At 72.7% G+C, this 15239-nt stretch carries 13 protein-coding genes; 8 read left to right on the top strand and 5 right to left on the bottom strand.

The annotated features are described in order from the left end of the window. Window positions 1-20 precede the first annotated feature (20 nt). From AAFN69_RS09390 to AAFN69_RS09380, 3 genes are all read left to right on the top strand, one after another. On the top strand, window positions 21-809 hold the full coding sequence (locus AAFN69_RS09390) for an alpha/beta hydrolase (RefSeq protein ID WP_347727884.1): 789 nt from the start codon (window positions 21-23) through the stop codon (window positions 807-809). Continuing rightward, window positions 799-2208 (top strand): GNAT family N-acetyltransferase, encoded by a 1410-nt coding sequence (locus AAFN69_RS09385; RefSeq protein ID WP_347727883.1) that lies wholly within the window; start codon window positions 799-801, stop codon window positions 2206-2208. The genes AAFN69_RS09390 and AAFN69_RS09385 overlap by 11 nt, the downstream gene beginning before the upstream one ends. A 246-nt stretch (window positions 2209-2454) precedes the next feature. Next, window positions 2455-3486, top strand: a complete 1032-nt coding sequence (locus tag AAFN69_RS09380; protein WP_347727882.1) for a hypothetical protein — start codon at window positions 2455-2457, stop codon at window positions 3484-3486. 45 nt (window positions 3487-3531) lie between these two features. Here AAFN69_RS09380 and AAFN69_RS09375 read toward each other — a convergent pair whose 3' ends face one another. From AAFN69_RS09375 to sdhC, 5 genes are all read right to left on the bottom strand, one after another. Then, window positions 3532-4122, bottom strand: coding sequence for a hypothetical protein (locus AAFN69_RS09375; protein WP_347727881.1), 591 nt, complete (start codon window positions 4120-4122; stop codon window positions 3532-3534). Window positions 4123-4274: 152 nt separating this feature from the next. Next, window positions 4275-5033 carry a succinate dehydrogenase iron-sulfur subunit gene (locus tag AAFN69_RS09370; RefSeq protein WP_347727880.1) on the bottom strand — a complete coding sequence of 253 codons (759 nt, stop codon included), beginning with the start codon at window positions 5031-5033 and terminating at the stop codon, window positions 4275-4277. Continuing rightward, window positions 5033-6787: a succinate dehydrogenase flavoprotein subunit gene (gene sdhA / locus AAFN69_RS09365; RefSeq protein WP_347727879.1), complete on the bottom strand. Its 1755-nt coding sequence runs from the start codon at window positions 6785-6787 to the stop codon at window positions 5033-5035. The genes AAFN69_RS09370 and sdhA overlap by 1 nt, the downstream gene beginning before the upstream one ends. A 19-nt stretch (window positions 6788-6806) precedes the next feature. Continuing rightward, entirely contained in the window at window positions 6807-7292 is a 486-nt protein-coding gene (locus AAFN69_RS09360; protein ID WP_347727878.1) for a succinate dehydrogenase hydrophobic membrane anchor subunit, read from the bottom strand. Window positions 7293-7300: 8 nt separating this feature from the next. Beyond that, window positions 7301-7681 (bottom strand): succinate dehydrogenase, cytochrome b556 subunit, encoded by a 381-nt coding sequence (sdhC, locus tag AAFN69_RS09355; protein ID WP_347727877.1) that lies wholly within the window; start codon window positions 7679-7681, stop codon window positions 7301-7303. Between the two features lie 501 nt (window positions 7682-8182). On the opposite strand from sdhC, the gene AAFN69_RS09350 reads away from it, so the two are divergent. The 5 genes from AAFN69_RS09350 to AAFN69_RS09330 all read left to right on the top strand — a co-directional run bounded on the left by AAFN69_RS09350 (window position 8183) and on the right by AAFN69_RS09330 (window position 14991). Then, entirely contained in the window at window positions 8183-9853 is a 1671-nt protein-coding gene (locus AAFN69_RS09350; protein WP_347727876.1) for a glycoside hydrolase family 20 protein, read from the top strand. A gap of 405 nt (window positions 9854-10258) precedes the next feature. Further along, entirely contained in the window at window positions 10259-10891 is a 633-nt protein-coding gene (locus AAFN69_RS09345) for a DUF4328 domain-containing protein (RefSeq protein WP_347727875.1), read from the top strand. 365 nt (window positions 10892-11256) lie between these two features. Beyond that, window positions 11257-11895, top strand: a complete 639-nt coding sequence (locus tag AAFN69_RS09340; RefSeq protein WP_347727874.1) for a hypothetical protein — start codon at window positions 11257-11259, stop codon at window positions 11893-11895. A gap of 868 nt (window positions 11896-12763) precedes the next feature. Continuing rightward, complete coding sequence (locus AAFN69_RS09335) at window positions 12764-13696, top strand: RNA polymerase sigma factor (RefSeq protein ID WP_347728102.1); 933 nt, start codon at window positions 12764-12766, stop codon at window positions 13694-13696. After that, window positions 13696-14991 (top strand): hypothetical protein, encoded by a 1296-nt coding sequence (locus tag AAFN69_RS09330; RefSeq protein ID WP_347727873.1) that lies wholly within the window; start codon window positions 13696-13698, stop codon window positions 14989-14991. The genes AAFN69_RS09335 and AAFN69_RS09330 overlap by 1 nt, the downstream gene beginning before the upstream one ends. Window positions 14992-15239: the final 248 nt, after the last annotated feature.

Here is a 15239-nt window from a genome sequence, read left to right as displayed (position 1 = left end):
CCGGGCGTACTCTCCCCCTGATGACGACACTTGCTCACGACACCGCCGGCGCGGGCCCCGCCGCCGTACTCCTCCACTCCACCGTCTGCGACCGGCGCATGTGGGACCCGCAGTGGGAAGCCCTGGCCGCCACCGGACACCGGCTCATCCGCTGCGACTTCCGGGGATACGGCGAAACCCCCGCCGCCCGCGCCCCCCACACCGACGCCGGGGATGTGCTGGCACTCCTCGACACCCTCGGCGTGGAGCGCGCGGTCCTCATCGGCTCGTCCCACGGCGGCGGGACCGCCCTGGAGATCGCCGCCCGCGCCCCGCACCGGGTGACCGCCCTGGCCCTGCTCTGCCCCGGCCTCCCCGATCAGGGCGAGAGCCCCGGACTGGCCGCCTTCGACCGGCGCGAGACCGAGCTCTTCGAGGCCGGGGACCTTTCCGGCGCCGCCCGGCTGAACGCCGAGACCTGGCTCGGCCCCGAGGCCGGCCCGGAGGCCCGCGAGGCGGTGTACGCGATGCAGCTGCACGCCTTCGAGGTGCAATCGGCGGCCGGCGAGGAGTACGACCCCGCCCCCGGCTTCGACGTCTCCGCCCTGTCGGCGGTCCGCGCCCCGGCCCTGGTCCTCTCCGGCGCCCACGACTTCCCCGACTTCCGCCGCTCGGCCGCCCGCCTCCCCGCCCTGCTCCCCGGCGCCCGCCACCGCGAACTCCCCTGGGCGGGCCATCTGCCCGGCCTGGAGCGCCCGGCGGAGATCACCGACGCGCTCACCGGCTTCCTGGCCGGGCTGCCCCGGCCGGCCGCCCGGAGTGGCCGCTGAAGGCGGCCCGGGGCGTGGGCGGCGAGATGTCCCCGGAAGCCGGACCGGCCGGCGAGCGGATCACCGGCTGTCCGGGACCGGCGGAGGCGGACGCGATGTCCGCCCCTGCCCCGGAGGTGCGCCCGCCGAGACCGGACGAGATGCACGCGTACTACCGGGCCCTGCCCTCGCGAACGGACTGCCGCAGTGGGAGCCGGCCGACGCCGCCTGGCACGGCGGCCCGGAGCCCTGGCCCCCGCAGCGCGCTCCCGCGACCCCGGAACGGCTGAAGGAGTGGGCACGGGCCGACGCCCAAGACCTGTCCTTCCACCCGATCGGGGTGTTCACCGACGGCATCTGCGCCGGCGCGTCGGCCGCCGTGTCCCTCGGGATAACGGTCCCCGGCGGAGGCACGGTCGGGATGGCCGGCGTCACCGCCACCGGAGTGATCGCCACCCACCGCCGGCGCGGATATCTGCGGCTGATGATGCGGGCCGTGTTCGACCGGGCGCTGGACCGGGGCGAGCCGCTGGCGATGCTCAGCGCGAGCGAGGGCGGCATCTACGGCCGGTTCGGCTTCTCGCCGGCCACCCACCGCGTGCGATGGGAACTGGACCGCCGTGAGGCCGCGCTCCTTCCGGCGCCGCCCGACCCGGGGACGCTGGAACTGGTCGGCGCCGAGCGGGCCCGGCGCATCTGGCCCGCGGTGCATGCGAGAGTACGGGCCCACCGCGTCGGTGAGCTCACCCCCTCGCCCGGACGCTGGGACGGGCTCTCCGACGGCGCGGACGGCACCCATGGTCCGCTGCGGTATCTCGCCCATCGCGACCGCCACGGCGAGGTGGACGGGATCGCCAACTTCCGGCTGCCGTGGTCCCCGACGGCCGCCGGCGCGGGAACGCTCGTGGTCGAGGCGCTGGAGGCGGTGAACCCGGCGGCCTGCCGCGCCCTGTGGAGTGTGCTGGTCGACTTCGACCTCACCAGGACCGTCGTGGCCCCCGGCCGTCCGCGCGACGAACCACTGCGGTGGATGCTCGCGAACCCCCGGGCGATGCGGATCACCCGCCAGTCGGACAACCTGTGGGCACGCCTGCTCGATGTCCCCCTCGCCCTGGCGCAGCGCTCGTACGACACGGCCGACGAGCTGGTGTTCACCGTCGAGGACGACCACATGTGCCCGGCGAACAACGGGACCTGGCTTCTCCGTACGGACGGCACCCCGGCGACCTGCGCCGCCACCGGCCGCCGGGCGGATCTGACCATCACCGTCCCGGCGCTCGGCTCGCTCTACCTCGGAGGCATGTCGGCGCACGACCTGGCGTACGCGGGCCGCATCACCCCGCATTCCGACGGCGCGATCGGACGGCTGGCCCGGATGTTCCGCGTCGAGCCCGAACCGCACAACTCCTTCGGCTTCTGAAGCCCTTCGCCGACCGGCCGGAGGCGGCTGTCAGTGGCCGGTCCTACAGTGCTCGGCATGGGAAGGGCGATCCGGGCCGGGGGACGGGACATGGCTGAACACCACGACACCGCACGGGGCGGGATCCCCCCGGCACCGGGACCGGCACCCGCGGGCGGGTGCCCGATGCCGCCGTCCGCACCGCCGGAGGGGGTACGGGCGGCGTCCGCGCGCTCCTTCGGGCTGCCCTCGCCCGTCATGCACCTCATGTCCGTCAGAACCGCCGTGACCAAGGGGGACATGGGCGAGCTCGCCGCCCTTCTGGTGCGCATCGGCACCGAGCCCGGCCATGAGTGGGAGGGCGGCCCGGCCGCACTTCTCCAGCGGGTACGGGACCGGTCGCCCGAGCAGCGGCGGGAGCTCGTGGGCGCCTGGAGCGAGGCGTACCGCCGGCTTGCCGAGGGGGATCCGGCCCGGGCGGTGATACTCACCCTGGTGCACACGGCCGACCCGGCGGGCGGCGCGCTCGCGGCCGAGCGCGGGGAGCGGATCCTGGCCCTCTCCCGGCAGCATGCCCACCACGACCTCGCCGAACTGACCGTACTCGCCGAGGCGGAGTCCGCCGCCGGCCGCACCCCGCCGGGTGCCTTCATCGCGGTGCTGCGCCGGTCCGCGCCGCGCACGCCGCCCGCCGGGCTCGCCGCGGTGCTGGAGCGGTACGGCGATCCGGTGCTCAACCCCGGCGAGGCATGGGCGGATCTGGCTCTCGCCGACGCCGCCCGGCTCGGGCCGCCCGGGCGGCTGCTGCTGACACGGCTCCGCTCCGCACCCGCGAAACCCACCCGCACCTGGGAGCGCGCGGCCGGCGACCTCATCGCGGAGCTGGGCCGGGAGACGGTACGGGCGGCGGCACTGCGCTGGCTGGCACTGGCCGGAAGCCCCCGCACCCTGCCCCTCGCCGAATGCCCGGACTGGTACCCCCCGCTCACCAACGAGCAGTACGACCCCTTCAACACCGGCGCGCTCTGCGGTCTCGCCCGGCTGACCGCACTGCTGCCCCCGGGCCCCGACACCGCACAGGCCCTCGGGGATCTGGTCGGGACAGCCCTGCGGCGCCTCCCCGGGACCGGCGCCCGGGCCCCGCGCGTCGCCACCGCGGGGGTGACCGCCCTCGCCCGGATGGAGGGCGAGGCGGCCACGGCCGAGCTGGCACGCCTCGCCGCCCGGGTCACCCACAAGGCCACGGCGAGACTGCTGGGCACCGCGCTCGCGGCCCGAGGGCCCTCGACCGCGCCCTGACAGGAGCGCCGGGTCACCGCCCGGCCGGTGCCGGGCGGCGCACCGTCACATGCTGCTGATCGAACGGGCGTAGTTGACCTGGCTCATCACATGCTGGAAGGCGACGGGACTGTGCGCCGGGATCATTGTCGAGTGGTGCTTGCCGCCACTGGTCACCGTGACCTGGATGAAGCCGGTCGTCTTCCGCTCCTTGATCAGCAGGAAGAGCAGCCCCAGCAGACAGGCGAGGAAGAAGACGATGGCCAGCACGATGGCATAGGCCGGAATCGATTCCTCGGTCCGGGAGAGATCCGTCGCGTTCCACACCGCTCCCCGCAGGGGCATGGTGCCCGCCGGGGTGACGATCGAGTCCTGAAGCACCGTGATGTCCCCGATCCCCACCAGCGGCGCACCCCCCGGCGCCGGGCCGTACGCGGGCACCGGCACACCCGCGGCCTGGGTCGGGGACCAGCCGGCGGCGGGCGGCGGATAACCGTAACCGGGGGTGCCGTGACCGGGAGTCCCGTAGCCGAGGGTGGCCTCCGGCGGGTGGGCGTGGGCCGGACCGCCGCTCTGCGGATAGCCGTAGGGCTGCTCGGGACCCCACTGATACTCGGGCTCGCCGTCCGGTGCCTGGTAAGGATTGGGCTCGGTCATCCTGCTGTCCCCGCTTCCTGCTTCTTCGATCAGAAGTCCTCTTTGATCCTGCCAGGTCCGGCCGCGGCCGGTGAAGCCCGGCGGAGGAAAGCGAAGGACCCCGGTCCCAACCCGGGACCGGGGCCCTTCAGCGCGTCAGCCGGCGACCGGACTCAGAAGCGGCGCGTGATCAGCGCGCGCTTCACTTCCTGGATCGCCTTGGTGACCTCGATACCGCGCGGGCAGGCGTCCGTGCAGTTGAAGGTGGTCCGGCAGCGCCAGACGCCGTCCTTGTCGTTCAGGATCTCCAGCCGCTGCTCGCCCGCCTCGTCACGCGAGTCGAAGATGAAGCGGTGGGCGTTGACGATCGCCGCCGGGCCGAAGTACTGCCCGTCGTTCCAGAACACCGGGCACGACGAGGTGCACGCGGCGCACAGGATGCACTTGGTGGTGTCGTCGAAGCGCTCGCGGTCCTCGGCGGACTGCAGCCGCTCACGCGTCGGCTCGTTCCCCTTGGTGACCAGGAACGGCATGACGTCCCGGTACGCCTGGAAGAACGGCTCCATGTCCACGACCAGGTCCTTCAGGACCGTCAGGCCCTTGATGGGCTCGACCGTGATCGGCTTCTCCGGGTTGATGTCCTTGATCAGCGTCTTGCAGGCGAGCCTGTTCTTGCCGTTGATCCGCATCGCGTCGGAGCCGCAGATGCCGTGCGCACAGGAGCGGCGGAAGGTCAGCGTGCCGTCGACATCCCACTTGATCTTGTGCAGACCGTCGAGAACGCGTTCCTTCGGGTCGATCTCGATCGGGAAGTCTTCCCAGACCGCGTGCTCCGAGACCTCCGGATTGAAGCGGCGGATCCGGAAGGTGACGGTGATGTAGGGAGAGGCAGCCGCCTCTGCCTCGACCTTGTCCAGTACGGGGGTAGCCATCAGTACTTACGCTCCATCGGCTGGTAGCGGGTCTGGACGACCGGCTTGTAGTCGAGACGGACGGTCTCGGAGCCGTCGTCGCCGACCTCGCGGTACGCCATGGTGTGGCGCATGAAGTTGACGTCGTCGCGGTTCGGGTAGTCCTCGCGGTAGTGACCGCCGCGCGACTCCTTGCGGGCCAGCGCCGAGACCGCCATGACCTCGGCCAGGTCGAGCAGGTTGCCCAGCTCGATGGCCTCCAGCAGATCGGTGTTGAAGCGCTTGCCCTTGTCCTGGACGGACACGTTCTTGTAGCGAGCGCGCAGCTCCGCGATCTTCTCGACCGCGGTCTTGATCGTCTGCTCGGTGCGGAACACCATCACATTGGCGTCCATGGTCTCCTGGAGCTCACGGCGGATCTCCGAGACCCGCTCATTGCCCGTGGCGGCGCGCAGCCGCTCGACCTGCTCCTCGACCAGCGACGCCGGGTTCTCCGGCAGCTCGACGAAGTCGGCGGTCGACGAGTACTCGGCCGCGGCGATGCCGGAGCGCTTGCCGAAGACATTGATGTCGAGGAGCGAGTTGGTGCCCAGCCGGTTGGCGCCGTGCACCGACACACAGGCGACCTCGCCGGCCGCGTACAGACCCGGCACGACGGTGGTGTTGTCCGCCAGCACCTCGCCCCGCACATTGGTCGGGATGCCGCCCATGGCGTAGTGCGCGGTGGGCTGGATCGGAATCGGGTCCGTGTACGGCTCGATACCCAGGTAGGTACGGGCGAACTCGGTGATGTCCGGCAGCTTGGCGTCGAGCTGCTCCGGCGGCAGGTGGGTCAGGTCGAGGTAGACGTGGTCGCCCTCGGGACCGCAGCCGCGGCCCTCGCGGATCTCCGTGTAGATGGAGCGGGAGACGACGTCGCGCGAGGCCAGGTCCTTCATCACGGGAGCGTACTTCTCCATGAAGCGCTCACCGTCCTTGTTCCGCAGGATGCCGCCCTCACCGCGGGCGCCCTCCGTGAGCAGAATGCCCATCCGCCAGATGCCGGTCGGGTGGAACTGGAAGAACTCCATGTCCTCCAGCGGCAGCCCGCGCCGGTAGCAGGCCGCCTGGCCGTCACCGGTGAGGGTGTGCGCGTTGGAGGTCACCTTGAAGAACTTGCCGGTGCCGCCGGAGGCGTAGATGACCGCCTTCGCCTGGAAGACATGGATCTCGCCGGTCGCCAGCTCGTACGCGACCACACCGGCCGACTTCCTGACCCCGTCGACCTCGGTGATCAGCTGGTCCAGGACGTAGAACTCGTTGAAGAACTCCACACCCTCCTTGACGCAGTTCTGGTACAGCGTCTGGAGGATCATGTGACCGGTGCGGTCGGCCGCGTAGCAGGACCGGCGGACCGGGGCCTCGCCGTGGTTGCGCGAGTGCCCGCCGAACCGGCGCTGGTCGATGGTGCCGTTCGGCGTCCGGTTGAACGGCAGGCCCATCTTCTCCAGGTCGAGGACCGCGTCGATGGCCTCCTTCGCCAGGATCTCGGCGGCGTCCTGGTCGACCAGGTAGTCACCGCCCTTGATCGTGTCGAAGGTGTGCCACTCCCAGTTGTCCTCCTCCACATTGGCGAGCGCGGCGGCCATGCCGCCCTGCGCCGCGCCGGTGTGGGAGCGGGTCGGGTAGAGCTTGGTCAGCACCGCGGTACGGCTGCGCTTGGTGGCCTCGATGGCCGCGCGCATGCCCGCGCCGCCGGCGCCGACGATGACGGTGTCGTACTTGTGGATCTGCATTGGTTCGTCAGCCCCGGCTTTAGCGGATGTTCGGGTCGAAGGTGAAGATCACCAGCGTGCCCAGCAGGATGGTGAACACCGTGGCGGTGTAGAGCAGGCCCTTGAGCCACAGCCGCGTGTTCGGACGCTCCGCGTAGTCGTTGATCACGGTACGCAGGCCGTTCGCGCCGTGCAGCATGGCCAGCCAGAGCATCAGCAGATCCCAGACCTGCCAGAACGGGGACGCCCAGCGGCCCGCGACGAACGCGAAGCCGATCTTGGACACACCGCCGTCGAGCACCAGCTGGATCAGCAGGTGACCGATGACCAGGACGACCAGCACCACGCCGGAGAGGCGCATGAAGAGCCAGGCGGCCATCTCGAAATTGCCGCGGGTGGCGCGCGGGGTCTTGCCCGTGCGCTTGCGCGGCGCCTCGATGTACGGGGCCGGATTGTCCACGTCGTAATGCGTGGCGGCGCCCTCGACGGGGCCGATGGCCGATGCGGAAGAGGTGTCAGCAGACATGTGCGGCGTCAGCTCCCGAAGACTTCGCGTGCGGCGTGGCCGAGGACGGGGTACAGGGCACCCGCCATCAGGACGATCCAGATGCCCACGACGGTCCAGAGCATCTGCTTCTGGTAGCGCGGGCCCTTGGACCAGAAGTCCACGGCGATGACACGCAGGCCGTTGAGCGCGTGGAAGAGCACGGCGGCGACGAGGCCGTACTCCAGCAGCGCGACGATCGGTGTCTTGTAGACGGCTACGACCTTGTCGTAGTCCTCTGGGGAGACGCGGACAAGTGCGGTGTCCAGGACATGGACGAACAGGAAGAAGAAGATGAGGACGCCGGTGACTCGATGAGCCACCCAGGACCACATTCCTTCCCGGCCGCGGTACAGCGTTCCAGCCGGCACGGAAGACCCTCCGGGAGCGGGGACTGGGGCCTGCCGGCTTGGGTTGTCGGTCTGGCCCGGCCGGGTACGGTCCACCGGCCCCGGCCATCGTAGCGACGACTTGTCGGTTCGTTCGCGCCGGGTCCACAGGTGTGATCAAACAGGCAATCAATCAGCCTCGTACGGGCTACCCGGAAGGGCCGTCCGTACCGCTCCGTACCGGTTCCCCGCCGTTTACTCCCCTGCCGCGGCGGCCTTCCGTTTCCGCGCCGCTCCCGGGTGGTTCGCCCCGGGCCCGTCCGCGACCCCGGGCGCGCCGGTGCGGACTCCGGCGCCCCGAACTCCCGCACAAGTCATATCAAAGGCTGCAAACCACTCGAATGGGGCAGTGCGTGAACGGGGCGGGCGGCCCCCGCCCGGGGGCCTCCCGGTGCGCGACGGCCGCGCCGTGTGTGATGGTCGGTGGGGGATCCGGACCCGCCGGGCCCCACCCGCCGGCGGGGCGGCAAGGGAGGTATCCGAGTGATACGGCACACCGGGCGCGCCCGGTCCCTCACCGCCGCGGCCGTGCTGGCCGTCCTGGCGGCCGGCTGCGCGGACGACACCGCCGGCGGCCCGGCAGCCGGCACCGGCACCGGAAGCGCCGCCACCGGCACCGGCACGGCCGACCGCCCGGAGGGTTCCGGCACCGAGAGCCGGGCCGCCGCCGCGCGCACCGGCCGGGCGTCCGTCACCCCGAGCCCGTCACCCACCCGGGCGCACCCCCTCTCCGCCGCGCCCGCGACCATCCCCGCCGTGCGGAGCCATGTGCCCGCCCGGGGTCCTGGCTGGCGCCCCGGTCCGGGCACGGGCGTGGTCGTCGCCGCGGGCGCGGCCGGCCTGGCCGACGAGGCCCGGCTGCTCGCCCGGGAACTGCGCATCGCCTACCGGGGCGAGGCCCCGGCCCGGGCCGGCGATGTGGAGCTGGCCCTGGCGCGCGGGGTACCGGGCGGCCCGGAGTCGTACACCCTCACCACCCGCGACGGCCGGGTCCGGATATCCGGACCCGCCGAGGCAGGGGTGTTCTACGGCACCCGCACCCTCAAGCAGGCCGTGCGCTCCGGCGGCGCGATGCCGGAGGGAGTCGTACGCGACGGTCCGGCCCGCCCGCAGCGCGGACTGATGGTCGACACCGCCCGCAAGCACTTCACCGCGGCCTGGCTGGAGGCCCGGGTGCGCGAGATGGCCGACCTCAAGCTCAACCAGCTCGGTCTGCACTTCTCCGACGACCAGGGATTTCGCATCGAGTCGCGGACCCACCCGGAGATCGTCTCCCGCGACCATCTGACCAAGGCGGAGGTCCGGCGGATAGTCGGCCTCGCCGCCTCGCTCCACATCACCGTCATCCCGGAGATCGACTCCCCGGGCCATCTCGGCGCTCTGCTCGCCCGCCATCCGGGACTCCAGCTCCGGGATGCCGCCGGACGGGCGGTGCGCGGTGCCATCGACATCGGGCAGCCCGCCTCCGCCCGGATCGTGGACGAGCTGCTGGGGGAGTACGGGGAGCTCTTCCCCGGCGCGTACTGGCATGTCGGCGGCGACGAGTACCAGGCCCTGACCCGCCGTGACCCGGAGGCGTCCTTTCCGCGGCTGGCCGCCCTCGCCCGCCGGGAGTACGGGCCCGGGGGGCGGGTCCAGGACCTCGCCACCCGCTGGGTCAACGACCGGGCCGCCGCGCTGAGCCTGCCGGGACGGACGGCGAAGGTGTGGAACGACGGCCTCTTCCGGGGCGGCCGGGTCTCGGTCGACAAGGACATCGAGGTCGAGTACTGGACCGGCAAGGAGATCGGCGCCCGTCCCCCGGAGGAGTATCTGGCCGAGGGCCGGCGGGTGGTGAACGTCAACGACGAGTATCTGTACTACGTCCTCGGCGAGCCCAATGACTTCGCCTATCCGACCGGGCGGCGCATCTACGAGCAGTGGACGCCGCTGGTGCTGCGCGGCACCCGGCCGGTGCCGGAGAAGTACGCGGGGCAGATCCTGGGCGGGCGGTTCGCGATCTGGTGCGATCTGGCGGACGCCCGGACGCCGGAGCAGATCGCCCGGGGTATCGCCATGCCGCTGCGGGCGACGTCGCAGAAGCTCTGGGACGCGCGCACCCCGGCGCGCGACTGGGCCGGCTTCCAGCGGCTGGCGGCGCGGCTGGCGGGCTGAGGACCGGCCCGCGGCTGGCGATCACCGGGGCAAGGCCGGGGCCGCACAGCTCTGAGCAGGGAATTCTCACTGGACGAGACGCCGTGGTGGGACATATCGTCCGCGAGCGGCCGGCCGTTTGTGCAGGTGGCCGCGTCACCGGCGCTCCTGGGGAGGGGCGTTGAATTCCCGGGGGGTTCAGACATGCCGTGTTCCGTGTGCGGAGGCCGGCCGGAGACCGTGTCGAGCGGCGGGGGCACCGGTTGCGCGAGCTGCACCGCTGCCGGTATGGGTGAGGGTGCGGGTACAGCTGCGGTTGCCGTTTCCGAGCGGAGGCCGGGACGGGCGCGGAAGCAGCGGCCGGCGGGGCGGTCGCTGCCGGAAGCCGGTCAGCTGCGATCCCCGCTGCTGGTTTCGCGGTTCGCCGTGGCGGCCCTCGTCCTGGTGGCGGCGGCCGATCTCTGGTCCATCGTGTCCTGGGTCCGGGCCGGCGACCGGCTGGACGGGGCCCGGGACAGCGCGCGGTACGCCACCGAAGCGGAGCTCACCTTGATTGGGGAGACCGTGTGGTTCGCGGGCGCTCTTCACGGCCTCGCGCTGGTGACCGCGGCGTTCGCCTTCATCCTCTGGTTCCGCCGGGTGCGGGAGAACGCGGGGATCTTCGCCCCGGATCTCCAGCGCAAGGGGCCCGGCTGGTCCATCGGCGGCTGGTTCATCCCGATCGGGATGATCTGGATTCCCTATGGTGTGGCCGCCGACATCTGGGCGGCGAGCCGCCGCGACCCCCATGCCGTCACGGGACGCGAGTCGCGTGCGCTGATCAATGTCTGGTGGGCGCTCTGGCTGGCGAGCATCGTGGGATTGCAGATCGCGAGCGACAGCTACCAGGAGGCCGGGACCATCGGCGAAATGCGCTCGGCCATCAGGGAGTACATGGTCTCCGACGCCCTGTTCGTGACCGCCGCGGTGTTGGCGATCATGGTCGTGCGCGCCATCACGAGGATGCAGCTCGCCAAGTTCCCGGCGCGGCCGGAGGCGGCGGGGGAGCGCGCGGTGTGAGTCCGCCCGGGGGTGTGCGGGCTCACACCGCCGCTCCGTCCGGAGGGGCTCGGGAGGACCAAGTGCATGTTCCATGAACCGAGTTCCGGGTGGGCAGAATGTAACAGATGTGTGGCGCATCTGTGAGTGACTCATGCTCACTTGATCGGTGCCCCGGGTGGGGCTTCGCGATCGTTCGCCTCTGCGAAACCATGGCGGCCGATGGCTCGCAGAGGGTACTTTGCGCCAAGCAGCCCCGACGGTCAGTAACGGTCGATCCTTCTTCCGCCCCTGGAAGAAGCGGGTTTTCCGGGTGATTGGCCTGACGCGAATGAGCCAAGGGGCGCAGCTGTGCGCAGAGGAAGCATCCGCGATGGGAGGCGTCGATGGCGTCGAAGTGCCTGAGGGAACTGATCGCAGAGGCGGATGAGCGGGGGCTGGCCGCCAGCGGACTCGCCTGCCTGGAGCGATGCCTGCCCCAGCCCGAGTCCGACGCGGACGTACTCCGTCCGCTCTGGGCCGGACTGGCCGGCGGCGCGGCGCGATGGCCCGCCTCACTCGCCGGGGCGCTCGCCGCCGGGGAGGCGCGGGCGGAGGACCCGGAGGCCGGGGACGAATCCGCCGTGCTCGTACGGGAGCTGCTGCGCGCCGCTCCCGCCGACTGGGAGGCCGGGGCGCTGCGGGAGTGGGCCGAGGCGTGTTCCGTCGCCGCGCTCGAACTCCACCACGGTCTGGACGCCGGTTCCGCTTCGGGTTCCGCTTCGTCGGCCGGCGGCGATCAGGGCACCGGTGGCGAGCCCCCGGCGGCGGCCGAGGTGATCGAGATCCTCAAGGGATACCGGCAGGGCGCGCCCAGTACGGCCGGACCACTGGTCACCGGTGAACTGCGGCGCCAGATCCGGGTGCTGGAGATCCTCGCGGAGGGGGAGGGCGGGGCCGGCCTGAGGCAGGTGCTGCGCGTCTCCACCGAGGGCCGGCGGGTACTGCGCGCGGTGGTCTCGCGCCGGGCCAGAGTGCGCCGCTGACGCCTGACGCCTGACGCCTGACGCCTGACGCCTGACGCCTGACGCGCGGCGTGGGGCACTTGGCGTCCGTGATCCGTGATCCGTGATCCGGGGCCGGCGCCCCGGCACCACTGCCCCGCACCACCGCCGTACCGCCCGGCACCCGTGCCCGTGCCGGTGCCGACGCCGGTGTGGCCGACTCCGAGCCGGGCGCTCCGGCGTGTGTACCGGCGCGCGGCCCTTTGCGCACGCCCGAACTGCCGACAGTGCGCCGGTCGCGGTGCGCCGCGGGACTCCGTCACCGCGAGACCGTCCGAAGGGCCCGAGAAGACCGGGGAAGACCGGGGAGAATCGCCGGCGGCCCGGCCGCCCGAGCGCTCCGGGGCCCGTGATTCCAGGGGTGTGGCGGTCCGGGCCCGATCGATGGGCCCCCGCCGGCGAGGTCGCCCGCCCACCCGCCGCCCGGACATCCCGCCCGGTACGGCCCCACCGGGCCGGAGTGTGCACATCCGGTCCCGGGCCGCGAGGTTTATCGCGCGTGTGGTGTGGCAGATGGAAGGACGACCGGGGCCGCCACCCCCCACAGGAGAGGCCCCGGTCGCCGTCCGACGGGGTCGCGGTGCGTCCCCGTACTTCACTCAGCGCCGGGTCGGCTTTTTCTGTCACACCCCCCTGAGTGGGCATATTGTTGCAAGTTGTACCAAGCCATGGACGCGACCCGGGCGCACGCCGTAGCGTGCTGATGCGCGTACCGGGGACGCGAGCAGTGGTGACCAGCTGCGATTCGGAACAGGTTGAGGTAGTGCTGGGGGACGACGCGGAGCTGACCGCCGCGGTGCTCGCGGCGCAGGACGGGGACGAATGCGCTTTCCGTACTGTGTACCGCTCAGTGCACCCGCGGTTGCTCGGATATGTACGCACGCTTGTCGGGGATCCGGATGCCGAGGACGTGACGTCCGAGGCGTGGCTCCAGATAGCCCGCGATCTGGACCGGTTCAGCGGTGACGCCGACCGTTTCCGGGGCTGGGCCGCCCGAATAGCCCGCAACAGGGCGCTCGATCACATACGGATGCGCGGTCGCCGCCCGGCGGTCGGCGGCGACGAGACCGAGCTGACCGGGCGGCCCGCCCGGTCCGACACGGCCGACGAGGCGATGGAAGCGCTTTCCACGGGCAGCGCCATGGCGCTGATCGCCCAGCTCCCGCAGGACCAGGCCGAGGCCGTCGTGCTGCGGGTGGTGGTGGGCCTCGACGCCAAGAGCGCCGCCCGGACGCTGGGAAAACGGCCCGGCGCGGTCCGTACCGCGGCGCACCGGGGACTCAAGCGCCTCGCCGAGCTGCTGGGCCCCGAGAGCCCCGACCGGGCCGAGCCCGCCGGACCGGCCGGGAACCGGGAGCGCATGGAGTACGCCGACGGCCGGCCCGCCCCGCCTCCCCCGTACGAGAGTCCCGGCCGCCGGGGACACGGGCCCGCCGCACCTCGGCCGGCGGGCGGAACCGGCGCGGGGTACACCCCCGGGCGCGGCGGATCCGGCTTCGGCGACGACTCGCCGGGGACGGGGTACGGGAGCCGCTCCAGGTCCGGATACAGCGATTCGGCCATGACCGGATATGACGGTCGCGCACGGCCGGAATACACGGATCCGGGCACCGGAGCGTACGGTTCTGACGGCCCCTCCGAGGGCGGCGGACACCTGGGCGGCGGCCCCGCCGGTCGCCGGGCGGATCTGAACGGTCTGCCTCCGCAACGCGTTCCACGTCCGGGTGCGGTGGCACCCGCCGGTGTGACGCATACACGGCTGAGGACGCAGAAGGACATGTGATGGCCGACGAGCGGTACGAGTGGCTCGACAAGGACACGGCGGAACGGTTGTTGCGCGGTGAGCCGGTCGAAGCTCCCGAGGGCGAACCCCGTACCGAGGCCGCACGATTGAACCGGGTGCTGCGCGAGGCCGCCCGGCTGGACACCCCCGCCGGTGAGCAGGCCGGCGAAGCCGCCGCCGCGGCCGCCTTCCGGAAGGCCAGGGACGCCCGCGCGGCCGGCACCGTGCCGCGCCCCCGCACCGGGCACGAGGCCGACACCGCCCCGAGCGGCAGTCTGGGAGTCGTACGCCTGGCTCCGGCACCGCTCCCCGCCCGCCGCTCCACCAATCCCCGGCTCGCCTCCGCCCGGTTCGCGATGGCCGCCGCGGTGGCCGCCTTCGCCGTGGGCGCGGTCGCGGTGGCCGCCGGGGTGCTGCCCTCTCCTTTCGGCGGCCGGACCACCTCGGTCTCGGGGTCCGGCGACCACGGACCCCCGGCCGGCGAACACTCCGGCGGACGTACGGGCGGGCCGGGTGCCGAGGGCACGGATCCGCTGGTCACTCCCCCCGCCGGCGGTCCGGACGCGGAGTCGGGCGGCCCCGCGGGCCGGCGCGGGCCCGGCGGCGCGGCGCCCGCGGACCCGGGGGAGGGGTGGCAGGGCGACAGATCCGACCGGGAGCGGGCGGAGTGGAAGGCCAAGCGCCACCGCAAGATTGTCTCCGCCTGCCGGGAACACCGGGCGGGAACGCTCGAACCGCACCGGGAGCGGCGGCTGGAGCGTGCCGCGAAGGGGCCCGGGAAGGTGAAGCAGTTCTGCGACCATGTGCTGCGCGCGGAGCCGGAGCCCGGGAGCAAGGCGGAGAGCGGTCACAAGAGCCGGCCCGGTGCGGGTGCGGGTGCGGGTGCGGGCGCGGGCAATGCCGCCAAGCCGTCCCTGCCGGGCAAGGGCCCGGCCGCCGGCGGCGGGCCCGCCGCGGACACCGGACCGGGCAAGACCAACAAGCCCGCCAAGGGAACCAAGCCCGCCAAGGGAAGCAAGCCCGCCAAGGGAAGCAAGCCCGCCAAGGGAAGCAAGCCCGGCAAGGGAAGCAAGCCCGGCAAGGCCAAGGCGCTGCCCGGAGCCGCTCCGCGTGCCGAGGACCTCGGGCCCGCCCTCACCGTCTCCCGGGACGGATGCACCGCCGGAGCGGCCCGCTCCGTGACGGCGCTCCCCGGCGCGGTGGTCCATACCGTCACCGGGACCGTCCGTACCGTCCGGTTCACCCGGCCCGTCCCGCCGGGAGACCCGGCCGAACCGGCCCGGAACACGGTCTGACCCGTCCCGCTCCGTCCCGCGCGCGGCCGTCTCCCGGCGGTTGCTTCGCGGGGCACCTCGGCCGGGTGTGACATTTTCCGGGCGCGTGACGCAGTACGGAGTGAGCCGACTGGTCATCGGCGGCGCCAGAAGCCGGGGTTCCCCCCGTACCTGCGGCTGGGCGCATTGGCGCGGGCGGGACACGTTCCCCCGGTCCCGTCCGCGCCACCTCTTCCCGTACCGCCGCCGCCACGGGCGCGCGCCCGTCC

Origin of the sequence: Streptomyces sp. CAU 1734 (genome assembly GCF_039888735.1) — a bacterium.
Lineage (GTDB): Bacteria > Actinomycetota > Actinomycetes > Streptomycetales > Streptomycetaceae > Streptomyces.
Note: the sequence above shows the minus strand (reverse complement) of the source record. Positions and strands in the feature narration are given on the sequence as shown.